26 protein-coding genes are annotated in these 23,364 nt (G+C 64.3%); 17 read left to right on the plus strand and 9 right to left on the minus strand.

The features are described from left to right. The first annotated feature begins 7 nt into the window (after positions 1–7). From paaC to paaY, 11 genes are all read left to right on the plus strand, one after another. A complete protein-coding gene (gene paaC, locus AC4PR2_RS01630; RefSeq protein WP_033635097.1) occupies positions 8–766 on the plus strand; it encodes a 1,2-phenylacetyl-CoA epoxidase subunit PaaC in 759 nt (252 codons plus the stop codon). A gap of 9 nt (positions 767–775) precedes the next feature. Further along, complete coding sequence (gene paaD, locus AC4PR2_RS01635; RefSeq protein ID WP_033653577.1) at positions 776–1,273, plus strand: 1,2-phenylacetyl-CoA epoxidase subunit PaaD; 498 nt, start codon at positions 776–778, stop codon at positions 1,271–1,273. A 13-nt stretch (positions 1,274–1,286) separates the two neighbouring features. Further along, the gene (gene paaE / locus AC4PR2_RS01640; RefSeq protein ID WP_087763111.1) at positions 1,287–2,345 is read left to right on the plus strand and encodes a 1,2-phenylacetyl-CoA epoxidase subunit PaaE; all 1,059 of its coding nucleotides are present in this window, start codon (positions 1,287–1,289) and stop codon (positions 2,343–2,345) included. An 8-nt stretch (positions 2,346–2,353) separates the two neighbouring features. Next, positions 2,354–3,127 (plus strand): 2,3-dehydroadipyl-CoA hydratase PaaF, encoded by a 774-nt coding sequence (gene paaF, locus AC4PR2_RS01645; RefSeq protein ID WP_141959613.1) that lies wholly within the window; start codon positions 2,354–2,356, stop codon positions 3,125–3,127. A 3-nt stretch (positions 3,128–3,130) separates the two neighbouring features. Further along, on the plus strand, positions 3,131–3,922 hold the full coding sequence (paaG, locus tag AC4PR2_RS01650) for a 2-(1,2-epoxy-1,2-dihydrophenyl)acetyl-CoA isomerase PaaG (protein ID WP_337046612.1): 792 nt from the start codon (positions 3,131–3,133) through the stop codon (positions 3,920–3,922). Between the two features lie 2 nt (positions 3,923–3,924). Then, positions 3,925–5,454: a 3-hydroxyacyl-CoA dehydrogenase gene (locus tag AC4PR2_RS01655; RefSeq protein ID WP_443014406.1), complete on the plus strand. Its 1,530-nt coding sequence runs from the start codon at positions 3,925–3,927 to the stop codon at positions 5,452–5,454. Next, entirely contained in the window at positions 5,451–5,891 is a 441-nt protein-coding gene (gene paaI / locus AC4PR2_RS01660) for a hydroxyphenylacetyl-CoA thioesterase PaaI (protein WP_033635105.1), read from the plus strand. Before AC4PR2_RS01655 ends, paaI begins: the two co-directional genes overlap by 4 nt. After that, positions 5,888–7,093 carry a 3-oxoadipyl-CoA thiolase gene (gene pcaF, locus AC4PR2_RS01665; RefSeq protein ID WP_038872173.1) on the plus strand — a complete coding sequence of 402 codons (1,206 nt, stop codon included), beginning with the start codon at positions 5,888–5,890 and terminating at the stop codon, positions 7,091–7,093. The genes paaI and pcaF overlap by 4 nt, the downstream gene beginning before the upstream one ends. 15 nt (positions 7,094–7,108) lie before the next feature. Next, positions 7,109–8,416: a phenylacetate--CoA ligase PaaK gene (gene paaK / locus AC4PR2_RS01670; RefSeq protein WP_492174842.1), complete on the plus strand. Its 1,308-nt coding sequence runs from the start codon at positions 7,109–7,111 to the stop codon at positions 8,414–8,416. A 79-nt stretch (positions 8,417–8,495) separates the two neighbouring features. Further along, positions 8,496–9,434: a phenylacetic acid degradation operon negative regulatory protein PaaX gene (gene paaX / locus AC4PR2_RS01675; RefSeq protein ID WP_060420571.1), complete on the plus strand. Its 939-nt coding sequence runs from the start codon at positions 8,496–8,498 to the stop codon at positions 9,432–9,434. 12 nt (positions 9,435–9,446) lie between these two features. Next, positions 9,447–10,043, plus strand: coding sequence for a phenylacetic acid degradation protein PaaY (paaY, locus tag AC4PR2_RS01680; protein ID WP_021505794.1), 597 nt, complete (start codon positions 9,447–9,449; stop codon positions 10,041–10,043). 37 nt (positions 10,044–10,080) lie between these two features. Here paaY and AC4PR2_RS01685 read toward each other — a convergent pair whose 3' ends face one another. From AC4PR2_RS01685 to AC4PR2_RS01705, 5 genes are all read right to left on the minus strand, one after another. Next, positions 10,081–11,478: an amino acid permease gene (locus AC4PR2_RS01685; protein WP_492174843.1), complete on the minus strand. Its 1,398-nt coding sequence runs from the start codon at positions 11,476–11,478 to the stop codon at positions 10,081–10,083. Positions 11,479–11,498: 20 nt separating this feature from the next. After that, on the minus strand, positions 11,499–12,686 hold the full coding sequence (locus AC4PR2_RS01690; protein WP_147839780.1) for an amino acid aminotransferase: 1,188 nt from the start codon (positions 12,684–12,686) through the stop codon (positions 11,499–11,501). Positions 12,687–12,743: 57 nt separating this feature from the next. After that, a complete protein-coding gene (locus tag AC4PR2_RS01695) occupies positions 12,744–13,115 on the minus strand; it encodes a RidA family protein (protein ID WP_060420560.1) in 372 nt (123 codons plus the stop codon). A gap of 1 nt (position 13,116) precedes the next feature. Then, the gene (locus AC4PR2_RS01700) at positions 13,117–13,914 is read right to left on the minus strand and encodes an alpha/beta hydrolase (RefSeq protein ID WP_492174844.1); all 798 of its coding nucleotides are present in this window, start codon (positions 13,912–13,914) and stop codon (positions 13,117–13,119) included. 147 nt (positions 13,915–14,061) lie between these two features. After that, on the minus strand, positions 14,062–14,973 hold the full coding sequence (locus tag AC4PR2_RS01705) for a LysR family transcriptional regulator (protein ID WP_443014410.1): 912 nt from the start codon (positions 14,971–14,973) through the stop codon (positions 14,062–14,064). Positions 14,974–15,071: 98 nt separating this feature from the next. Here AC4PR2_RS01705 and AC4PR2_RS01710 point away from each other — a divergent pair, with 98 nt between their 5' ends. Together AC4PR2_RS01710 and AC4PR2_RS01715 are read left to right on the plus strand one after the other, a co-directional pair. After that, the gene (locus AC4PR2_RS01710) at positions 15,072–15,689 is read left to right on the plus strand and encodes a glutathione S-transferase family protein (protein ID WP_060439647.1); all 618 of its coding nucleotides are present in this window, start codon (positions 15,072–15,074) and stop codon (positions 15,687–15,689) included. A gap of 4 nt (positions 15,690–15,693) precedes the next feature. After that, positions 15,694–16,608, plus strand: coding sequence for a pyridoxamine 5'-phosphate oxidase family protein (locus tag AC4PR2_RS01715; RefSeq protein WP_060439645.1), 915 nt, complete (start codon positions 15,694–15,696; stop codon positions 16,606–16,608). A gap of 38 nt (positions 16,609–16,646) precedes the next feature. Here AC4PR2_RS01715 and AC4PR2_RS01720 read toward each other — a convergent pair whose 3' ends face one another. Beyond that, positions 16,647–16,862 carry a glycogen synthesis protein gene (locus AC4PR2_RS01720; RefSeq protein ID WP_049201387.1) on the minus strand — a complete coding sequence of 72 codons (216 nt, stop codon included), beginning with the start codon at positions 16,860–16,862 and terminating at the stop codon, positions 16,647–16,649. Positions 16,863–17,073: 211 nt separating this feature from the next. Here AC4PR2_RS01720 and gabD point away from each other — a divergent pair, with 211 nt between their 5' ends. The 3 genes from gabD (at position 17,074) to AC4PR2_RS01735 (ending at position 19,455) form a co-directional block, all read left to right on the plus strand. Further along, positions 17,074–18,549, plus strand: coding sequence for an NADP-dependent succinate-semialdehyde dehydrogenase (gene gabD, locus AC4PR2_RS01725; RefSeq protein WP_492174845.1), 1,476 nt, complete (start codon positions 17,074–17,076; stop codon positions 18,547–18,549). A 101-nt stretch (positions 18,550–18,650) separates the two neighbouring features. Further along, positions 18,651–19,064 (plus strand): GyrI-like domain-containing protein, encoded by a 414-nt coding sequence (locus tag AC4PR2_RS01730; protein WP_060422399.1) that lies wholly within the window; start codon positions 18,651–18,653, stop codon positions 19,062–19,064. 22 nt (positions 19,065–19,086) lie between these two features. Continuing rightward, positions 19,087–19,455: a glyoxalase superfamily protein gene (locus AC4PR2_RS01735; protein ID WP_165384357.1), complete on the plus strand. Its 369-nt coding sequence runs from the start codon at positions 19,087–19,089 to the stop codon at positions 19,453–19,455. A 6-nt stretch (positions 19,456–19,461) separates the two neighbouring features. Here the strand turns inward: AC4PR2_RS01735 and AC4PR2_RS01740 are convergent, their stop codons facing one another. Continuing rightward, positions 19,462–19,857 carry a (R)-mandelonitrile lyase gene (locus AC4PR2_RS01740; RefSeq protein WP_346420309.1) on the minus strand — a complete coding sequence of 132 codons (396 nt, stop codon included), beginning with the start codon at positions 19,855–19,857 and terminating at the stop codon, positions 19,462–19,464. A gap of 173 nt (positions 19,858–20,030) precedes the next feature. Between AC4PR2_RS01740 and AC4PR2_RS01745 the strand changes: the two genes are divergently transcribed. After that, complete coding sequence (locus AC4PR2_RS01745) at positions 20,031–20,924, plus strand: LysR family transcriptional regulator (protein ID WP_041038040.1); 894 nt, start codon at positions 20,031–20,033, stop codon at positions 20,922–20,924. Here AC4PR2_RS01745 and AC4PR2_RS01750 read toward each other — a convergent pair. Both AC4PR2_RS01750 and AC4PR2_RS01755 read right to left on the minus strand, forming a co-directional pair. Beyond that, positions 20,921–21,910 (minus strand): aldo/keto reductase, encoded by a 990-nt coding sequence (locus AC4PR2_RS01750; protein ID WP_346420308.1) that lies wholly within the window; start codon positions 21,908–21,910, stop codon positions 20,921–20,923. The genes AC4PR2_RS01745 and AC4PR2_RS01750 overlap by 4 nt on opposite strands. 130 nt (positions 21,911–22,040) lie before the next feature. Further along, positions 22,041–23,273, minus strand: a complete 1,233-nt coding sequence (locus AC4PR2_RS01755; protein ID WP_492174858.1) for a thioesterase domain-containing protein — start codon at positions 23,271–23,273, stop codon at positions 22,041–22,043. Between the last annotated feature and the right edge of the window lie 91 nt (positions 23,274–23,364).

The following is a 23,364-nucleotide window of genomic DNA, read 5'->3' on the forward strand; positions in this document are numbered from 1 at the left end:
GGCGACCATGACGGTTAACGATCCGCGCATCAGCTATTTGCTCCGCCAGGGCGACACGCCTCTGATCCTCGCCCAGCGCCTGTGCGCCTGGTGCGGCCACGCGCCCGAGCTGGAAATCGATCTGGCGTTGGCCAACATCGGGCTCGATCTGCTCGGCCAGGCGCGCAACTTTCTGGGTTACGCCGCCGAACTGGCCGGCCCGCCCTGCAGCGAAGACAGCCTGGCCTTCGGCCGCGACGAGCGCCAGTTTCATAACCTGCTGTTGGCGGAGCAGCCGAACGGCGGTTTCAACGACACGCTGGTGCGTCAGTTCCTGCTCGATGCCTACCACGTACAGCTGCACCAGGCGCTGAGCCGCAGCCGCGATGCGCAGATCGCCGCCATCGCCGCCAAGTCATTGAAGGAGGCCGATTATCACCTGCGCTTCAGCCACGGCTGGATGATCCGCCTGGGCGACGGCAACGACGTCAGCCACCGCAAGATCCAGCAATCGCTGGATAACCTGTGGCGGTTCACCGCCGAGCTGTTCCACGCCGACGCGCTGGAGCTGGAACTGGCAGAACAAGGCATCGCCGTCGATCCGCGCGAACTGCAGGCCCCCTGGCAAGCGCAGGTGGAAGAGACGCTGCGCCAGGCGACGCTGGCGCTGCCTGCCGAGCAGGCGTTCCGGCACGGCGGCAAGCAAGGCCGGCACAGCGAACACCTCGGCCCGCTGCTGGCGGAAATGCAGTTCCTGCAGCGCGCCTATCCAAACGGTCAATGGTAGGAGACCACGATGAACGTCACCCGTTTGCAACCCGCCGAAATCCCGCAGATTTGGCACTGCCTGCAGCAGATCAGCGATCCCGAACTGCCGGTGCTGTCGATCACCGATTTGGGCATGGTGCGCGACGTAGCGCGCGACGGCGCGGGCTGGCGCGTGACCTTCACCCCAACCTATTCCGGCTGCCCGGCCACCGAATTTTTGCTCAACGCCATCGAGCAGCGGCTGGCGGCCGCCGGCTTCAGCCCGGTGCAGGTGGACATTCGCCTCAGCCCGGCCTGGACCACCGACTGGATGAACGCCGACGCCCGCGAGCGGCTGCGGCAATACGGCGTAGCGCCCCCGCAGGGGCACACCTGCGATCGGCCGCATGCCCACGGCCCGGTAGCCTGCCCGCGCTGCGGCAGCACCCACAGCGAGAAGATCAGCGAGTTCGGCTCCACCGCCTGTAAAGCGCTGTACCGCTGCTGCGACTGCCGGGAACCGTTCGATTATTTCAAATGCATATAGGAGCGCTGACACCATGACGGTCTTTCATCGCCTGAACGTCGCCGCCATCGAGCGCGAAACGCCGGACGCCGTAGCCATCACCCTGCGGGTGCCCGAAGAGCTGCAAAACCAATACCGCTATACCCCCGGCCAGCACCTGACGCTCAAGGCGTTGGTCAACGGCGAAGAGCTGCGGCGTTGCTACTCCATCTGCAGTTCGCCGCAGGAAGGCCTGCTGCAGATCGGCGTGAAGGCGATTGACCAGGGGCGCTTCTCCGGCTTCGTCAACCGCATGCTGAAGGTCGGCGACGCGCTGGAGGTGATGGTGCCTCAGGGGCGCTTCGGCTACCAGCCGCAGGCAGAGCGCCACGGCAACTACCTGGCGATCGCCGCCGGCTCCGGCATCACGCCGATGCTGTCGATCATCAAGGCGACGCTGCTGCTCGAACCGGGCAGCAGCTTCACCCTGATCTACGGCAACCGCAACAGCCGTTCGATGATGTTCAAAGAGGCGCTGTCGGATCTGAAAAACCGCTACCCGCAGCGTTTTCAGCAGCTTTATCTGTTCAGCCAGGAAAGTCTCGACAGCCCGCTGCTCAGCGGCCGCATCGACCGTGAACGCCTGACGGCGATCGGCGGCGCGCTGCTGGATTTCCGCGACTATGACCACGCCTTTATCTGCGGGCCGGAATCGATGATGGACGACGCGCAAACCGTGCTGGAACAGGCCGGCGTCCCGGCCAACCACATCCACAGCGAACGCTTCAACACCAGCGGCCTGGTCGCCCGCCCGCGAAGCAGCGGCGATCGCAACGCCACCCGGGTGGCGATCCTGCTCGACGGCCGCCGGTTGGATATCGAGGTCGGCGAACAGGACGACAGCATTCTCGACGCCGCGCTGCGCCAGGGCGCCGACCTGCCCTACGCCTGCAAAGGCGGCGTATGCGCCACCTGCAAATGCCGTCTGAAGGCCGGCCAGGTGGAGATGGGCGTCAACTACAGCCTGGAGCCGGATCAGCTGGCGGCAGGCTACGTATTGAGCTGCCAGTCGTGGCCGAAAGGCGACGGCGTGGTATTGGACTTCGACGTCTAGGAGCCGCGATGGACACCCCCTTTATTTTGCATCAGCAGCAGCACCGCGTGGTCACGCTGACGCTGCATCGCCCGGAGGCGCGCAACGCCCTGAGCACGCCGTGCCTGGAACAGCTGGTTGCTCGCCTGGAGCAGGCCGACGCCGACAGCGGCGTGGGCGCCGTAGTGATCGCCGGTGCGGCGCGCTTCTTCGCCGCCGGCGCCGATCTGCGCGAACTGCAACAGCAGGATCTGCCGGCCGCGCTGGCGGATCGCCGTCCGCAGCTGTGGCAGCGTCTGGCGCAGTTCAGCAAGCCGCTGCTGGCGGCGGTGAACGGTTATGCCCTGGGCGCCGGCTGCGAGCTGGCGCTGGCCTGCGACATCGTCATCGGCGGCGAAAGCGCCCGCTTCGGCCTGCCGGAGATCACCCTCGGCCTGATGCCGGGCGCCGGGGGCACCCAGCGTCTGATCCGCTGCGTCGGCAAGTCGCGCGCCAGCCAGATGGTGCTGACCGGCGAGCCCATCGACGCCTGCACCGCGTTGCAGGCCGGCCTTATCAGCGAAGTGTGCGTCGATGCCCTGACGCTGGAACGCACGCAGCAGATGGCCGATCGCATCAGCCGTCAGGCGCCACTGGCGCTGCGCGCCGCCAAACAGGCGCTGAAACAGGCCGAGGAAATCGGCCTTAGCCAGGGGCTGACGATGGAGCGTCAGCAGTTCGTCACCCTGGCCGCCACCGACGATCGCCGCGAAGGCATCGCCGCCTTTTTCGAAAAACGTACGCCAAACTATCAGGGGCGCTGATTTATGGATAACGCATTGATTCTCAGTCATCTCGACGCCGGCGTGTTGACGCTGACCCTCAACCGTCCGGATCGGCTCAACAGCTTTAACGACGAGATGCATCGCCAGCTGAGTGAAGCGCTGACGCAAGCCGAGCGCGACGACAGCGTGCGCTGCCTGCTGATCGCCGGCGCCGGGCGCGGTTTCTGCGCCGGGCAGGATCTCAACGATCGCAACGTCAGCGCCGATCAACAGGCGCCGGATCTCGGCCTGTCGGTCGAACGTTTCTACAACCCCCTGATCCGTCGCCTGACCGCCCTGCCGAAGCCGGTGGTGTGCGCGGTCAACGGCGTGGCGGCCGGCGCCGGCGCCGCGCTGGCCCTGGCGTGCGATATCGTCATCGCCGCCGACAATGCCAGCTTCATTCAGTCGTTCTGCCGTCTGGGGCTGGTACCTGACTCCGGCGGCAGCTGGTTCCTGCCGCGGCTGGCCGGCCACGCCCGCGCGATGGGCATGGCCATGCTGGGTGACAAAATCAACGCCCAACAGGCGCTGGCGTGGGGCATGATCTGGCAGGTGGTGCCGGCGGATGAATTGGCCGACCGCACGCAAACGCTGGCGCGCCATCTGGCCACCCAGCCGACCTACGGTCTGGGGCTGATCAAGAAAGCCCTCTACAGCTCGGCCACCAACAGCCTCGATCAGCAGCTCGATCTGGAGCGCGATCTGCAGCGCCTGGGCGGCCGCAGCGACGACTATCGCGAAGGCGTCAGCGCGTTCTTTGCCAAACGCACGCCAAACTTCAGCGGGAAATAGCCATGAACGCGCCCCTTCTTAACGGCCAGGTGGCGGTGATCGGCGCCGGCACCATGGGCATCGGCATCGCCCAGGTGGCCGCCGCCGCCGGCCACCCGGTGCGGCTGTTCGATATCGCGCCCGCCGCCGCCCAGCGCGCGATCGACGATCTCGCTCGCCGCCTGCGCCAGCGGGTCGACGACGGCAAGGCCGACGCCGCGCCCACCGAAGCCCTGCTGGCGCGCCTCGAACGCGCCGACTCGCTCGAGCAGCTGGCCGACTGCACGCTGGTGATTGAAGCGGTGGCGGAAAATTTGGCGATCAAACAGGGCCTGTTCCGCGATCTGGAGGCGCTCTGCTCGCCCACGACGCTGTTCGCCAGCAATACCTCTTCGCTGTCGATCACCGCCATCGCCGGGGCACTGCAACACCCGGCCCGCATGGCCGGGCTGCACTTCTTCAACCCGGCGCCGCTGATGAAGCTGGTGGAGATCGTCAGCGGCCTGGAGACCGGCGCCGAGACCCTCGCCGCGCTGCAGGCCCTGGCACAGCGCTGGGGTAAGCAGAGTGTCGTGTGCCGCTCGACGCCGGGATTTATCGTCAACCGCGTGGCGCGGCCGTTCTATGCCGAAACCCTGCGCGCGCTGGAGGAACAGGTGGCCGACGCCGCCACGCTGGATGCGGTATTGCGCGACGCCGGCGGCTTCGCCATGGGCCCGCTGCAATTGACCGATCTGATCGGCCAGGACGTCAATTACGCCGTGACCGAATCGGTGTATCAGGCCTTCTATCAGGATCCGCGCTTCACGCCCTCACTGGTGCAGCAGGAGCTGGTGGCCGCCGGACACCTCGGCCGTAAATCCGGCCGCGGTTTCTACCGCTACGACGCGCCGCGATCCGCCGCCGCGATCGCCTTTGCGCCACCGGCGCAGGCCGCACTGCCGCAACGCGTTACGCTGCACGGCGACTGGTCTTCGCTGGCCGATTTGGCGCAGTTGTTAAGCGAAAATGCGGGGGCGATCAAACAACCCGGCCAGACCAGCCCACACCTCACGATCGACGACGTTACACTGATGTTAACCAATGGTAAAACCGCCGGCCAACTGGCCGACGAACGGGGAACGCCCGTGGTGCTGTTCGATCTCTGTGCCGACTATGCGCACGCCTCCGCCATCGCCATCAGCTGCGCGGCGCAAAACGATGCGCAACACAATGCCAAAGCGATTCGCCTGCTGCAGTCCCTCGGCAAGCAGGTCATTCCGTTGCCGGATTACCCCGGCCTGCTGACGATGCGCACCCTGGCCATGCTGGCCAACGAAGCGCTCGACGTGGTGAACAAAGGCGTCGCCAGCGCCGAAGATACCGATCTGGCGATGCTGCGCGGCGTCAACTATCCGCGCGGCCCACTGGCCTGGGGCGCCGCACTCGGCTGGCGGCACATTCTGACGACGCTGGAAAACCTGCAACGCTATTACGGCGAAGCGCGCTATCGCCCGATGCCGCTGCTGCGCCGCTACGCTTCCCCCGCCTCTTTCTCAGGAGCCGAACGATGAACGCCAATACGCCGCGCGCGCTGGCTCAGCGCTGCGCCGAACAGATGTTCCAACAAGATACCTGCGCTCAGGCGATGGGGATGCACATCGATGCCGTCGACGCCGGGTACGCTCAGGTCAGCATGACCGTCGGCCCGCAGATGCTCAACGGCCACCAGACCTGCCACGGCGGCCAGCTGTTCAGCCTGGCGGACACCGCCTTCGCCTACGCCTGCAACAGCCAGGGGTTGGCGGCGGTGGCCTCCGGCTGCAGCATCGACTTCGTCCGCCCGGCGCTGGCCGGCGATCGCCTCACCGCCAGCGCGGCGGTGCGCCATCAGGGCAAAGCCACCGGGCTGTATGACGTCGAAATCGTTAACCAACGGGGCAAAACCGTCGCCTGGTTCCGCGGCCGCGCGCACCGCCTCGGCCACAGCATTTTAGGAGATCAGGCATGAATCAGGCATTTATCTGCGACGGCGTGCGTACCCCGATCGGCCGCTATGGCGGCGCGCTGGCCCAGGTGCGCGCCGACGACCTCGCCGCCCTGCCGCTGCGCGTGCTGTTGGAACGCCATCCGCAGGTCGATTGGGCGCAGCTGGACGACGTGATCCTCGGCTGCGCCAACCAGGCCGGGGAAGACAACCGCAACCTGGCACGCATGGCGCTGCTGCTGGCCGGCGTGCCGGTCGGCGTGTCCGGCACCACGGTGAACCGCCTGTGCGGTTCGGGCCTGGATGCGCTGGCGATGGCGGCGCGCAGCATCAAGGCCGGTGACGCCGGGCTGCTGCTGGCGGGCGGCGCGGAATCGATGACCCGTGCGCCGCTGGTGATGGGCAAGGCCGACAGTGCCTTCAGCCGCCAGGCGCAGCTGTACGACACCACCCTCGGCTGGCGCTTCGTCAATCCGCGGATGCAGGCCGAGTTCGGCACCGATTCAATGCCGGAGACCGCCGAAAACGTCGCGGCGCAGTTCAACATCAGCCGTGCCGATCAGGACGCCTTTGCGCTGCGCAGCCAGCAGCGCGCCGCCCGGGCGCAGGCGCTGGGCCACCTGGCGCAGGAGATAGCCCCGGTCAGCCTCACCGGCAAAAAAGGCGCGGTGACGCTGTTCAGCCAGGATGAACACCCGCGCCCCGACACCACCTTTGATCAGCTGCAGGCGCTGAAAACCCCGTTCCGTCAGCCCGGCAGCGTCACCGCCGGCAACGCCTCGGGCCTGAACGACGGTGCGGCGGCCCTGATCGTCGCCTCCGAAGCGATGGCGGCGCGCCAGGGGCTGACGCCGCGCGCGCGCATCGTTGCCACCGCCACCTGCGGCGTGGAGCCGCGGCTGATGGGCATCGGCCCGCTGCCGGCCACCCGCAAGGTGCTGGAAATCGCCGGGCTGAGCCTGGCGCAGATGGACGTTATCGAACTGAACGAAGCGTTCGCCGCCCAGGCGTTGGCGGTGATGCGCCAGCTTGGCCTGCCGGACGATGCCCCGCAGGTCAACCCCAACGGCGGCGCGATCGCCCTGGGGCATCCGCTGGGCATGAGCGGCGCGCGCCTGGCGCTGGCCGCCCTGTTTGAACTGGAACGGCGAGCCGGCCGCTACGCGCTTTGCACCATGTGCATCGGCGTCGGCCAAGGCATCGCCATGATCATTGAGCGTGTCTGACCCCTGAGGCTAACCATGACAATAAATCCACAGCCCCTCGAAACGATCGAATTCGCCTCGCGCGATGAGATTGAAGCGTTGCAGCTGACGCGTCTGAAGTGGACGCTGCACCACACCTACGACAATGTGCCGATGTACAAACGCAAATTTGACCAGGCCGGCGTGCACCCCGACGATCTCAAACAGCTAAGCGATCTGGCGCGCTTCCCCTACACCACCAAGCAGGATCTGCGCGACAACTACCCGTTCGACACCTTCGCGGTGCCGATGGAACAGGTGGTGCGCATCCACGCCTCCTCGGGCACCACCGGCCGCCCGACGGTAGTGGGTTACACCCAGCGCGACATCGATAACTGGGCCGATATCGTCGCCCGCTGTCTGCGCGCCGGCGGCGCCACCGCCAAAGACAAGGTGCACGTCGCCTACGGCTACGGCCTGTTCACCGGCGGCCTGGGCGCACACTACGGCGCGGAGCGGCTCGGCGCGACGGTGATCCCGATGTCCGGCGGCCAGACGGAACGCCAGGCGCAGCTGATCCTCGATTTCAAACCCGACATCATCATGGTGACGCCGTCCTATTGCCTGACGCTGATCGACGAGCTGGAGCGCAAGATGGGCGGCGACGCGCGCGGCTGCTCGCTGCGGCTCGGCGTGTTCGGTGCTGAACCTTGGACCGAAGCCCTGCGCCACGAGATCGAAACCCGCATGGGCATCAAGGCGCTGGATATTTACGGCCTGTCGGAAGTGATGGGGCCAGGCGTGGCGATGGAGTGTCTGGAGAGCGGCGGCGGCCCTACCATTTGGGAAGACCACTTCCTGCCGGAGATCATCTGCCCGGAAACCGGCATCGCCCTGCCGGACGGCGAACACGGCGAACTGGTGTTCACCACCCTGACCAAAGAGGCGCTACCGGTGATCCGCTACCGCACCCGCGATCTCACCCGGCTGCTGCCGGGCGACGCGCGCCAGATGCGCCGCATGGGCAAGATCACCGGCCGCTCCGACGACATGCTGATCATCCGCGGCGTCAACGTCTTCCCGTCGCAGGTGGAAGAGCAGATCATGCAGTTCGAGCAGCTGTCGCCGCACTACCAGCTGCAGGTCAGCCGCAGCGGGCACCTGGACACGCTGGCGGTGCGCGTCGAACTGAAAGAATCGGCGCTCAGCCTCAGCCATCAACAGCGTTGCGACATCTGCCACCAGCTACGCCACCACATCAAATCGATCGTGGGCGTCAGCACCGACGTCAGCATCGCCAACTGCGGCGATATTCCGCGCTCGGAAGGCAAAGCGCAGCGCGTGGTCGATTTGCGGCCGCGCTGAGGCGCACGGCGTCACGGATGACGCCGCCCCAAATTAGGCGTAATGTTATGGCTCATCGAAGGCTAACCCATGGAAAAATATGGAACATAAACTGGATGAGTTCATTCGCCATGCCGTCGACGCGCAGCCGATCAGCGGCACCTCGCTGATCATTTCGCTGTACGGCGACGCGCTCAGCCACCGCGGCGGCGAAGTGTGGCTCGGCAGCCTGAGCGCGCTGCTGGAGGCCTTCGGCTTCGGCGATCGCTTCGTGCGCACCTCGGTGTTCCGCCTGCAGAAAGAGGGTTGGCTGGCGGTGGAGAAAATAGGCCGCCGCAGCTTCTACCGCGTGACCGAGCAGGGGATGCGCCAGTTCCGCCACGCCGAATCGAAAATCTATCTGCGCGAGCAGCCCGCCTGGGACGGCAAGTGGGAGCTGTTGCTGCTGGAAAGCGCCGAAAAAAACGAGCGCGCGCGGCTGAAAAAAGAGCTGGGCTGGCTCGGGTTCGGGCAAATCGCCAGCAACCTGATGGCCGCCCCCACCCATGCGCAAACCGACGTGACGGCGCTGCTCGGCGAGCTGAACGCCAGCGAGCAGGTGATTTACTTCCGCGCCGATTATCCCTATAACCGCTCCGAGCAAACCCTGCAGAACTTGGTGGCCGACTGCTGGTCGCTAAACGAGGTGGCGGCCGGCTATCACGAGTTTATCGTCTCCTTCCGGCCGCTGATGGCGCTGCTGCGCGAAGTCGATCCGTCGGCGCTGACGCCGCTGCGCTGTTTCCAGATTAAGCTATTATTGATTCACTTCTTCCGTCGCGTGGTGTTGAAAGATCCGCTGCTGCCGGACGCGCTGCTGCCCGCGCAGTGGGAGGGCCAGATCGCCCGCAACCTGTGCATCAATCTTTATCAGCAGGTCGATCGCGCCGCGACGGAGTATGTCAGCGCGCTGGCGGAAACCACCATCGGCGCCCTGCCCGCGCCGGCCGCCGGCTACTATCGGCGCTTCGGCGGCCTGCCGCGCGACCCTACATTTTAAGGAACTCACGCTATGCCTGTGTATCAGATTGACGGCCTGACGCCGGTCGTCGACCCCAGCAGTTACGTGCACCCGACGGCGGTGCTGATCGGCGACGTGATCGTCGGCAAGCACGTGTACATCGGCCCGAATGCCAGCCTGCGCGGCGATTTTGGCCGCCTGGTGATCTGTGACGGCGCCAACATTCAGGATAACTGCGTGATGCACGGCTTCCCGCAGCAGGACACGGTGGTGGAAGAAGATGGCCATATCGGCCACGGCGCCATCCTGCACGGCTGCCGCATTCGCCGCAATGCGATGGTGGGCATGAACGCGGTGGTGATGGACGGCGCGGAGATCGGCGAGAACACCATCGTCGGTGCGATGGCATTCGTCAAAGCCGCGGCGGTGATCGAAGCCAACAAGCTGGTGGTCGGCAGCCCGGCACGCGTGCTGCGCGATCTGACCGAACAGGAGCTGGCCTGGAAGATCGCCGGCACCCGCGAGTATCAGGATCTGGTACAGCGCTGCAAATCCTCGCTGCACGAAGTGGCGCCGCTGACCGAAATCGAACCGGGCCGCCAACGCCTGAGCTTCGGCGACCACCTGATCCCGAAAAGCCAGCTGTAATCCCCGGGGCTGAGGCACGCCTCAGCCCCTTCCCTTATTACTCCACCTCCGGCGCCTTGAACGGCGACGGCACGGCCGCGCGGCGGCTCTGGACGTGATAAGCCACCACCAGCAGCAAGGTGAACGGAATACCGAACCACAGCGTCATGCGGAAAAATTCGGTAAACGCCGTCGAGATCATCAGCGCCGCCATCAGCCCGGCGCCCAGCAAGGTGGTATAGGGGAACCCCCACATGCGGAACTTCAGGTGGGTCTGCCGGTGCCGGCGGCGGAAGAACAGATGGGTGACGAAAATCATCAGCCAGGTAAAGCAGGCGCCATACACCGAAATAGACATCATGGCGGCGAACGACGTTTCCGGTGCCACCAGGCTCAGCACGATAGACACCACGATGCCGATGCACGACATCGCCAGCGCATTGACCGGAATGCCGCGCCGGCTGACGCGCCCCAACGCCGCCGGCGCCTGCCCGGCGCGCGACAGCGAGAACATCATGCGGGTGGTGATATACAGCTGGCTGTTCATCGCCGACAGCGCCGCCACCAGCACGATACAGTTGAAAATACCGGCGGCGGCGGGCAGATGGATCACGTTCATCGCCATCAGGAACGGGCTTTCGCCGGTGCCGGACTGCCGCCAAGGTACGATGGCCAGCATCAGGGCAATCGACAGCATGTAGAAGATAAACAGCCGCACGATGGTGCCCTTGAACGCCGCCTTCACCGCAATCACCGGATTTTTCGCCTCGCCGGCGGCCACCGCGATCATTTCAATGCTCAGGTAGCTGAAGATAGACACGATCACCGCGAACCACATGCCCTTGACGCCAAACGGCATGAAGCCGCCGGCGGTCAGGTTGCGCAGGCCGTAGGCCGGGTTGCCCGAGAACGCCAGAATGACGATGCCGATCAGAATGAACGCCACGATCGCCGTCACTTTGACGGTGGACAGCGCGTATTCCACCTGGCCGAACGACTTCACGCCGATCACATTGATGACGATCACCGCCGCCGAGAACAGCAGCACCCACGGCCAGGTCGGCGTCGCCGGGAACCAGAACTGCATGTACATGCCGATGGCGGTAACTTCGGTGCCCACCGCCAGCACCACGCAAGACCAGTAGGAATAACGCACCAGAAAACCGAACAGCGGGCCAAGATAGAATTCGGCGTAGTCGCCGAACGAGCCGGGCGTCGGGTGTTCGGAGGTCATTTCCGCCAGGCTGCCCATCAACAGCAGCGCAATAACGCCGCCGATCAGGTAGCTCAGCAATACCGACGGCCCCGCCATCTGAATGGCGTAGGCGCTGCCGAGAAACAGCCCGGTGCCGATGGCGCCGCCGATCGCCAGCATCGACATCTGCCCGGCGGTAAGATGCTTGTTCAACCCGCCCTGACGGCGGGCGATATGCTCAAAATCATTCATCTGTGGCATGGCTGTGTTCCCGAGCGAAGTTAGGCGGTACGGGTGACGTCGAGAATGGCGGCGGTCACGTAGTCGATATTGCCGGGGTTGAGCCCCGGCAGGCACATGCGGCCGGGCGAAACCAGATAGATGGCATAGCGCTGCCGCAGGGTCTGCAGCTGCGCTTCGTTCAGGCCGGTATAGCTGAACATGCCGCGCTGATCGCGTATGCGCCGGTGATCCAGCGAAGAACCTCCCCGCGCCAGGCCGGCGGCCAGCTGCTCACGCATCTGCTTGATGCGCACGCGCATTTCCGCCAGCTCATTGCGCCAAAGCTCACCGAGTTCGGCGTCGCCGAGCAGGGTTTCCACGATCTGGCTGCCGTGCGTCGGCGGGCAGGAGTAGCTGCGGCGGATCAGCGTTTTTAACGCGCCTTTGACGTTAGCGGCGTTTTCCGCATCGGCGCAGCGCACCGACAGCGCGCCCAGCCGCTGGCCGTACAGCGCCACGTTTTTGGAAAACGAGTTGCAGACCAAAAACGGCAGATCGGTTTTCAGCGCTTCGCGCAACGCCAAGCAGTCCTCCTCCAGCCCGTCGCCGAAGCCCTGATAGGCGAGATCGAACAGCGGCAGCAGGTGACGCCGCTGCAGCACGGCGAGCGTGGCGCGCCACTGCTCCGCCGTCAGATCGGTGCCGGTAGGGTTATGGCAGCAAGGATGCAACAGGACTACGCTGCCGGGCGGCAGGCTGTCCAGCGCGTCGAGCATGGCGGCGAAACGCAGGCCGCCCGCCGCTTCGTCAAAGTAGGGATAGGTATTCACCCGCAGCCCGGCGCCTTCAAATATCGCCCAGTGATTGGCCCAGGTGGGATCGGACACCCAAATGTCACCGCGCGCCAGAAAGTGGCGCAAAAAATCCGCCGCCAACTTTAGCGCACCGGAGCCGCCGACGGTCTGCACTGTGGCGATCTCGACCGCCTGTTGCTCGCCGAACAGCAGCGCCTGCACCTGGCGAGCGAACTGCGGCGAACCTTCGATCGGCGGATAACCGTGCGGGCGACGCAGCGCCAGCAACCGCTGCTCGGCGGCCTCCACCGCCTGCATCAGCGGAATATTCCCCTGCCGGTCGTAATAGAGTCCAATGCCTAAATTCACTTTTTTCGGATTGGGGTCCTGCAAATAGGCTTCCATCAGCGACATAATAGGATCGGCTGCAGAAGGTGCAATCTGTTTAAACATGACGCATCCTTAACTCGTTATTGAATTAATATGAAGACAGACTTAATAAAAATTAAATCAGGCGATGGCGCTGACGGTGATTTCTATTTTCATTCCCGGCACCACCAGTTTTTCGACAATAACCGTGGAACGATTGGGATAAGGATAATTAAAGTATTTCCGGTAAATATCATCGAGCAATTTAACGTCGTTGACGTCGGTGAGATAAACGATCACCTGCAGTACCTTATCGCTGTGGCTGCCCGCCGCCTTCAACGTCTGCGCCAGGTTATCGAAGGTTAACGCAATCTGTTGCTCCGGCGCGCCGGTCTCGATGCTGCCGTCCGCCCGCACCGGGCCATGGGCGGTAAACAGCATGCCGCCGCCCCGGGTGGCCCAGGAAAAAGGCTGGCCGATGTCCGGCAGCCCGGTCTCTACGATCTCGCGCATATCAGTGGTTCCCGTGGTGGTCAAGTTGGCGAAGCAGCGCGCCGTCGGCGGCGAACAACGCATCCAGAATGGTGAAATGATTGGCGCCGGGCACCGCGACCAGTTCGGCCGGCAACCCGCGTTGGCGCAGCGCCGCGTGATAGTGTTGCGACTGACCGATCAGCTCCGGCAGCTCAGCCGCGCCGTAATACAGCGTGAGCGGCTTACTGCGCGTCGGCGGGTGGCGCGCCGGGCTTAGCGTTTCAATCTGCCGCGCGGTCAGCTGCAGCGCCCGATTGACATAGCTCTCTTGCAGCGGCGCCAGTTCGAACAGGCCGCTGATGGGAAAGACCGCCTCCACCAACGCATGCTGCTGCCAAAGCGCCGCCAGATGCCCGCCGGCGGAATGGCCGCATAGATGCACCGGATGGGCATAGTGCGGCGGCAGACGGCGCTGAATAGCATCAAGCGCCGCCCCCACCTGGCGGCAAATAGCGTCAAGATTAACCGCCGGCGCCAGCGCATATTCCACCAGCACCACGTCAAAACCCAACGCCAACGGCCCGGCGGCGATAAAGGCGAAATCCGCCTTATCGCAGAATTGCCAATAGCCGCCGTGAATAAAAATTAACGTCCCCTGGTGCTGCTTTGCAGAATAGAGCCAATCCATCGTCTCGCGTTCGCTTTCGCCATACGCAATATTCTTTTCATGTTTCGTCTGATGATAAATAGCCGCGCTGCGGGTCTGAAATGAAGCCAAAATAGCGTCTTCATTATCCACCACAGCGCCGTTGTCATAGCTCCCCGCAAGTAGTTTCATATATTAAACTTCGTTTATTATTTAAGATATGAATTAACTATTAGCACCGGCAACATTATTGTCAAGACGGGTCTATCAGCAATGCGCGCCCGGTAAAATAAAACAACACCGGCAGCGAAAAAGTTTAACCCATGAAACTTTTTGCGCTTATTTTCCCCGCCCGTCCGGCTGAATTTGCGGCAATGCGCTTAGCCGCTCAAACGCATAATCCCAAAAGGCACGCACCTTCAGCGGCATGCGCTGCGCCTGCTGCGCCACCAGCTGCACCGGCATCGGCAACGGTTCATGGTCCGCCAGCAGCCGCACCAGCGTACCGGCGGCCACATCGTCCGCCACCTGATACGAGAGCAGGCGGGCGATGCCTTTGCCGGCGCGCACCGCCAGCAGTTGCGCTTCCACATCGTTGAGCAACAGTCGGGGGGCCAAGCGCACCCGCTCGCCGTTTTCCTGCGGGCCGAAGCGCCATTCACGCAGCGACGGCCGCTGAGTGCCGACGATGGTGGCATGCTCCGCCAGCTGCGCCGGTGAGCGCGGCTCGCCGCAGCGCGCCAGGTAAGCCGGGCTGGCGACCGTCACCCGGCTGACCTGCCCCAGCCGCCGCGCCACGCGCGAAGAGTCCTGCAGATGGCCGATGCGCACCGCGATATCCAGCCCTTCGTCGATCAGATCGAGATTGCGATCGTTCAACACCATTTCGATCTGCATCTGCGGGTAGTCATCGAGAAACGCCATCACCACCGGCGCCACGTAGCGGCGGCCGAACTGCACCGGCGAAGTAACGCGCAGCAAGCCGCTCAGCTGCGCTTCGGCGGTATCCTGCACCACCGTCTGATAATCCTGCAGCAGCTGTTGCGCGCGCTCCAGCAACCGCACGCCCGCCTCGGTAGGCGCCAGCCGTCGGGTGGTGCGCTCCACCAGCCGGGTGCCGAACCGCTGTTCCAGCGCGGCGATCGCCCGGGTGATCGCCGGCGCCGAGCGCCGCAGTTTGCGCCCGGCGGCCGCCAGGCTGCCCTGCTGCACCACCGCCACGAAGATGGTCAACTCGTCTAACCGATCCATAGACTCTTCCGATAAGTGAAATTATCAATTTCCACATTGCCGGATTCCGCTCATTCACCGCAAGAGTATGCTGAAAAAAAACACTGAGGAGAAACGCCATGTCCACCATCACCCTCTACGGCACCCCGCTTTCCGGCCATGTTCACCGCGTGGCGTTGCTGCTGCGCATGCTGGCGCTGCCCTATGAATGGGTAGAGGCCTCGGCGGACGTGCGGCAGAGCGCGGCCTTTCGCCGGCTCAACCCGTTTGGCCAGATCCCGGTCTTGCAGGACGGCGATCTGACGCTGGCCGACAGCAACGCCATTCTGGTTTATCTGGCGAAACGCTATGCGCCGGACAGCCACTGGCTGCCGGAACAGCCGGCGGCGGCGGCGCGGGTGCAGGCCTGGCTTTCCAAAGCCGCCGGCGAAGTCCGCTACGGCCCGGCCTCCTGCCGATTGATCGCCCAGTTCGCGGTGCCGGAGGATTACCAGGCGGCGCGGGCAATCAGCGATCGCTTTCTGCCGCAGATGGAACAGCACCTGAGCGAGCGCGGCTATCTGGCTAGTGAACAGGCGACCATCGCCGATTTGGCCTGCTACAGCTATGTGGCGGTCGCGGCCGAAGGCGGCATTTCGCTGGCGCCTTACCCCGCCATACGGCGTTGGGTGGCGAGCATCGCGGCGCTTCCTGGCTTCTTCGCCATGCCGGCCCTGCCGGCACCGGCGGCGAGCTGACGCCATGATCCCGCAACGGTTCCACCCCGATGAGCTGCGCGCGCAGACGCTGGCCGGTTTCGATCGCGTAGGCGGAGGCATCTACCCCGCGATGCCAGATCAGCACCGTGCGTTTTTTGCCGCACTGCCCTACCTGTTCGTCGCCACGCTGGACGACCAGGGCTGGCCCATCGCCACCCTGTTCAGCGGCCCGCCCGGATTTTTACGCACGCCGGACGACACGCACCTGCGCATCAGCGCGCCACGCCGCAGCGACGATCCCGCCCAGGCGCTGTTGCTGCCCGGCAAACCGGTCGGCGCGCTCGGGCTCGACTTCAGCAACCGGCGGCGCAACCGCGCCAACGGCACCGTCGGCCGCACCGACAAAAATCGGGTGGAGATCGTCGTTCACCAAAGCTTCGGCAACTGCCCGCAGTACATTCAGCGCCGCGAACTCTACCCGGTGGAGAGCCGGCCACAGCCGGTTGAGCATTTAGCGTCGCTCGATGCCGCGGCGCAGGCGCTGATCCGCACCGCAGACACCAGCTTCGTCGCCAGCGGTGCGCACCTGGAACTGACGCAGGGCGGCGTCGATATTTCCCATCGCGGCGGGCGCCCCGGCTTTATCCATCTGGAAGGCGACACGCTGTGGATGCCGGACTTTCGCGGCAACCGCTATATGAATACGTTGGGCAACCTGCTGGCCGAACCGCGGGCGGCGCTGCTGTTCATCGATTTCGATCGCGGCGACGTGCTGCACCTGCAAGGAAAAACGCAGATCCTCTGGCAGGCGCAAGGGGATCCCGGCGTTGAAGGGGCGGAACGCTATTGGCGGTTTGACGTTCACCGCGCCTGGCGTTTTGCGGCGGCGCTGCCGTGGCGGGGACGCGATCTGGAGTATTCACCGGCGACGCTGGCGACCGGAGTGTGGCATCGCTGAAATGAAAAGCCCCGCTGCGGCGGGGCTGAATCGGGAAATTACAGGCTGTGTTCGGCCGCCGCTGCGGCCTGATAAAGCTGACGAAAATAACTCAACCGCGCAAAGAACAGGCGGCTTTGCTGTTCCGACATATTGCCGGCCACCTGCCCGGCGTCAATCTGCCGCCCTTGCCATTCCATCAGGGCGATACTCGACGCCAAAAAATCCATTTCGCTGCCGTAGGCCGCGAGATGTCTGTCCACTGATTTCATCATTCGCACACTCCTTTTAATCACATCGAAAAGGGTCATATGCCTGCTCTTTCAGTATCGACCCGACGGCGGATATTTTTTGTACAGAAGGTGCGCATAAAGAAAACGCTCATCTTGTCGCCACGCTGGCAAACGGCGACGGCAAAGTTTGCTAGGGTAAAGGGTAGCCGTATGGGATAGACCATTCTGTTGAACTCAGCAAAGGAAGAGACCAATGAGCACCAGCATCAGCGCTACCCTCAAGGACCCCACGCTGTTCCGCGAGGCCAATTACATCGACGGGCAATGGTTGCCGGCCAAAGCAGGCCACGCGATCGCCATCCATAACCCCGCCTACGGCGAGCTGGTTGGCCATGTGCCGGCCTTCGGCGCCGAGGAAACCGCACGCGCCATCGCCGCCGCCAAAAAAGCGCTGCCCGCCTGGCGTGCGCTGACTGCCAAAGAGCGCGCCGGCAAACTGCGGCGGCTGTTTGAGCTGATGATGGAAAATCAGGAGGATCTGGCGCGCATCATGACGGCGGAACAGGGCAAACCGCTGGCCGAAAGCCGCGGTGAGATCGCCTATGCCGCCTCCTTTATCGAATGGTTCGCCGAGGAAGGCAAGCGGGTCTACGGCGACACCATTCCGCAGCCCCAGACGGGCCGCCGCATCATCGTGCAGAAAGAGCCGATCGGCGTGTTCGCCGCCATCACTCCGTGGAACTTCCCGGCGGCGATGATCACCCGCAAAGCCGGCCCCGGCTGGGCGGCGGGCTGTACCGGGGTGATCCGTCCCGCCAGCCAGACCCCGTTCTCGGCGCTGGCGATCGCCGTGCTGGCGGAGCGCGCCGGGCTGCCCGCCGGGGTGTGCAACGTGATCACCGGCCCCAGTAAAGGCATCGGCGGCGAGCTCACCGCCAACCCGGACGTGCGTAAACTCTCCTTCACCGGCAGCACCGAAGTCGGCGCGCAGCTGCTGGCCCAGTGTGCGCCCACCATCAAGAAAACCAGTATGGAGCTGGGCGGCAACGCGCCGTTTATCGTGTTCGACGACGCCGATCTGGACGCCGCCGTGGCCGGCGCGGTCGCCTCGAAATACCGCAACGCCGGCCAGACCTGCGTCTGCACCAACCGTTTTCTGGTGCAGGACGGCGTGTACGACGCCTTCGCCGCCAAACTGAAAGCCGCCGTCGCCAAGCTGAAAGTCGGCAACGGCCTGGATGACGGCGTCACCATCGGCCCCTTGATTAACCCGGACGCGGTGGAGAAAGTGCGCGAGCATATCGCCGACGCCGTCGAGCACGGTGCCTCGGTGCTGCTGGGCGGCAAGCCTGACGCGCTGGGCGGCAATTTCTTCACCCCGACCATCCTGACCGACGTACCGCGCACGGCGAAAATCTTCCGCGAGGAGACGTTCGGCCCGGTGGCGCCCCTGATCCGCTTCAACCAGGAAGCGGAAGCCATCGAACTGGCCAACGACACGCCGTTCGGCCTGGCCGCTTACTTCTACAGCCGCGACATCGGCCGGGTGATGCGCGTGGCCGAAGCGCTGGAGTACGGCATCGTCGGCATCAACGAAGGGCTGATTTCCACCGAGGTGGCGCCGTTCGGCGGCATGAAGCACTCCGGTTTGGGCCGCGAAGGCTCAAAATACGGCATCGAGGACTATCTCGAGATCAAATACCTGTGCCTTGGCGGTTTGGGCGCTTGATGCGATCGGCCTCCGCGTCTGCGGGGGCCCTGTCTGGCGGATCCGGAAAGCCTTTGCTACCTTTAGGCCTCTCGTTCGAACGGTTAAAAGGAATTTCCAGTATGCAACCTCTCGTGGTACAGCTGCCCGGCTTTTACGTCGCCGGCCAAACGGTCAGAACCACCAATCAGGACGAAACCCGGCCCGAGACGGCAAAAATCCCGGCGCTGTGGTCAGACTTTTTCGCCACCTCGCCCGCCACGCCGGTCTATGGGGTCTACTCCAACTACGCCTCCGACGCCGGCGGGCCGTTTGACGTCACCGCCGGCAGCGCGGCAGAGAGCGGTTTGCACATCCAACCCGGCCGCTATCTGGTGTTCCAGGCCCGTGGCGCCATGCCGGAGGCGGTTATCGCAGGCTGGCAAGCCATCTGGGCCTACTTCGAGCAACACCCGGAAATCGAACGCCGCTTCCTGACCGACTTCGAAGCCTATACCGGCCCCGAGGCGGTCGATATCCATATCGGCTGCCGCTAACGTAACAGTGAGATCGACGATGATCACCTTCTCCCCCGCCATTCCGATCCTGCGCATTTTTGCGGTCGACAAGGCCAAAGAGTTTTATCTGGACTTTCTCGGCTTCACGCTGGAGTGGGAGCACCGTTTCAGCGAAGATCTGCCGCTGTACATGCAGGTGACCCGCGCCGGATTGACGCTGCACCTGAGCGAACACTATGGCGACAGCACGCCCGGCGCCGCTATTTTCATCCCGGTGCACGATATCGACGCGCTGCACCGGGAGCTCACGGCCAAAAACTACCGCTATGCTCGGCCGGGGTTGGAGGTTGTCGACTGGGGCAAAGAGCTGAACCTGACCGATCCGTTCGGCAACCGCCTGCGGTTTTGCGAGCAGAGCCACGAGGCCTGAGCGGCCTTATTGCCGGTACTCCGCCTCGCTGACCGCCTCCAGCCAGGTCACCGGGCTGCCGTCCACCGCTTCGGCGATGGCGATATGGCTCATGGCGGTATCCGGCGTCGAGCCGTGCCAGTGTTTGACGCCTGCCGGGATCCAGACGATATCGCCGGGGTGCATTTCCTGCGTGGTCTCGCCCCACATTTGGATCCACCCGCGCCCCTGGGTGACGATCAGCGTCTGGCCGAGCGGATGGGTATGCCAGGCCGTGCGGGCGCCGGGTTCAAAGGTGACGGTCGCGCCGCCCACCCTGGCCGGCGCGTCACCGGCGAACGGCGCGTCGATGCGTACCTGCCCGGTAAAATATTCTGCCGAACCGCGCTGTGATGGGATCGAACCGCTGCGTTGTATTTTCATCTTTCGTGTCCTCCGCGCCGGCTCTCACCGCCGGCGCTGATCGTCATGAGTCAGTGATGCCAAGATAGCGCCATGCTTTTCCGGCGACTAGCGGGTAAAATGCGCAAGGAGCTATGAGCTCAATTCATAAATCTACGCGCGACAGTGCGCTCACCTTCCTCTTCGGTGCCGGTATGTTGAAAGAAAACTTTAACGATCTGATCGCTTTCCTGATGGTGGCCAGGGAGCGCAGCTTCACCAAAGCGGCGGCGCAGCTTGGGGTTTCCCAATCGGCGCTCAGCCACGCCATTCGTGGGCTGGAAGAGCGCCTGGCGCTGCGCTTGCTCACGCGCACCACCCGCAGCGTCGCCCCCACCGAAGCCGGTGAGCGGCTGCTCAACAGCATTGGCCCGCGCTTGGCGGAGATTGAAAGCGAGCTGAACGCGCTGGGTGAAATGCGCGATCGGCCCGCCGGCAACATCCGCATCACCGCCGGCGAACACGCGGTGGATGCGGTGCTGTGGCCGGTGCTGCGCACTTTTCTCGTCGATTACCCGGATATCAACGTGGAAATCACCGTCGACAACAGCCTGACCGACATCGTCGCCGGGCGTTTCGACGCCGGCATCCGGCTGGGAGAACAGGTGGCGAAGGACATGGTCGCGGTGCGCATCGGGCCGGACATGCGCATGGTGCCCGTCGCCTCCCCTGACTATTTCGCCCGTTACGGCCTCCCTGCCACGCCGCAAGCGCTGCAAAACCATCGCTGCATCAATATGCGGCTCCCCACCCTCGGCGGGCTGTATGCCTGGGAATTTGCCCGCGATGGCCGGGAGATCAAAGTGCGGGTGGAGGGGCAACTGACCTTCAACAGCCTGCGCCAGCGGATCGACGCCGCGCAGCTCGGCCTCGGCATCGCCTTCGTGCCGGAAGATACCGTCGCCGAGCCGCTGGCCGACGGCCGGCTGCAGATGGCGCTGGACGACTGGTGCCCGCCGTTTCCCGGCTATTACCTCTATTATCCGAGCCGCAGGCAGCACACCACCGCCTTTGCGCTGCTGATTGAGGCGCTGCGGCGCGGGGCTTAACGCCCGACGTTTTTCTGCAGATGCGCCGGGTAGCGATCGCCGATCACGTCGATCGCGCAGAGCGCGCGCTCAATCTCGCCCAGTTCGTCCGCCGCCAACGCGACCGCCGCCGCCGCGAGGTTTTCTTCCAGCCGGTGACGCTTGGTGGTTCCCGGGATCGGCACGATCCACGGCTGCTGCGCCAGCAGCCAGGCCAGAGCGATCTGCGCCGGCGTCACGCCCTTGCGCTGCGCTATCTGCCCCAGCACATCCACCAGCGCCTGGTTGGCCCGGCGCGCCTCGGCGCTGAAGCGCGGCACCACGTTGCGAAAATCGCCGCTGTCGAAAGTGGTGTTCTCGGTAATGGCGCCGGTGAGAAAGCCCTTGCCGAGCGGGCTGAACGGCACCAGACCGATGCCCAGCTCTGCCAGCGTCGGCAAGATTTCACGCTCCGGCTCGCGCCACCACAGCGAATATTCGCTTTGCAGCGCCGTGACCGGCTGCACCGCGTGAGCTCGCCGAATGGTTTGCGCACCGGCTTCCGACAGGCCGAAATACTTTACTTTCCCTTCGCGAATCAGTTGCTGCACCGTACCGGCCACCTCCTCGATAGGCACCTCGGGATCGACGCGGTGCTGATACAACAAATCGATCGTCTCTATCCGCAAGCGCTTCAGCGAACCCTCCACCGCCCGGCGAATATGCTCCGGACGGCTGTTCAACACCTGTTGCCCCGCCGGCTGCGGCAGATCGAAACCGAATTTGGTGGCGATGACGACCCGATCGCGCACCGGCGCCAGCGCTTCGCCCAGCAGCTCCTCGTTCGTGAACGGACCATAAATCTCGGCGGTATCGAAGAGCGTCACCCCCTCGTCAACCGCGGCGTGGATCAGTTCGATCGCCTGCCGTTTGTCGGTAGCCGGGCCATAGCCAAAACTCAGCCCCATGCAGCCCAACCCCAACGCCGATACTTCCAGCCCTTCGCGCCCCAACTTGCGTGTTTGCATCTTCACTCTCCCGCTGATTGATACCGGCCCCGCCTGGCGCGAAGCCGCTCCGGTGTGATGACTGTAAAACGCAACCGCCGCCATGACTATGGGGCGAAATACGCTTGGGCTTATGAGCCAGGCTCATGAATCAGAGACTCTCGTTAAGCGCTTGCCCGATCTCCGCCTCACACAGCAGGATGTTGTGGTGATGACAAGCCAGCGGGATAACCTGCAGCCGCTCGCAGGCGGCGCCAAGCCCATTATCTTCCACCGCCAGCAGCGGCGCCGTGACCGCTTCCGGCAACTGCGGGTTACCCTCCATCGCCTTGAACAACGTCACCTTCGTGGTTTGCAGCCTGCGGCTCAGACTCCCCTCAGACAGCCGTCGCTCCGCCTGCCCTGCGGCCATGGCGCGTGTCGCCGCCTCGCCCTCGATGCCCAACGCCGGCAACAGCTGCTCCAAAGGCAACTCCGCCGTGGCCTGCCGGTAGAAGCTGTCCAGCAGATACAGTTGCACGTTACGGCAGCCGCGCGCCTCCAGCCGGGCGGCAATCTCCAGCGCGATGATGCCCCCCAGCGACCAACCGAGAATGCGCACCGGCCCGGCGCCTTGCAGCAGGCCGGCGGCGATCATGTCGTTCAGATACCGTTCGGCCAGATCGCCGAGCGAGTCGATGGCCGGTTGATGGTAAAGGTTATGGTTGTCGACGCCGTAACAGTTGAATCGCCCCTGCAACGGCTGAGCGAAAGCGTGAAACGCTTCCGCCCCCACCAGCGCCGGGTGGATCATCCATACGACGGGCGCGCCCTCTGCCCAACGGTTAAGCGGCAAGACCAGGCGGCGTTCGTTGGCGGCCAGCAGGTTTTTCAGGGTGCGGCTTTGCAACAGCTGCACCACCGGCACCGGCGCGGCCATCAGTTCGCCCATGCCGACACACAGGGAAATGGCCTTGATCGAGGTGCCGCCCAGCAGGAAGAAATCGTCCGTCATGCCGACCTGCCCGCACTGCAGCGCCGCCTGCCACAGCGCGCACAGCTGCTGTTCCAGCTCGTTCGCGGGAGCGACATAGGCCTGCGGTTCGCTCGCCGCCGGCGCAGGCAACGCCTTGCGATCCAGTTTGCCGCTGGAGTTATATGGCAGAGCGTCCAGCCGCATCAGCGCCGCAGGCAGCATGTACAACGGCAATTGCCCGCTCATAAAGGCCAGCAGCGCCGATTCATCCAGCGGCGCCTCGCTGACGTAATACAGCGCCAGGCGCTGCCGATGCGCCTCCGACAGCACGACCGCGCAGCAGGATTTGATCGCGCCGAACGCCAGCGCACATTGCTCGACCTCTCCAAGCTCAACGCGGTAGCCGTTGATTTTCACCTGAAAATCCATACGGCCGAGGAACTCCAGGTTGCCGTCCGGCAAATAGCGGCCGGCGTCGCCGGTGCGATAAAGCCGCTCCCCCAGTTCCGGATGGTAGATG

It is taken from the genome of Serratia sp. A07, assembly GCF_058725505.1.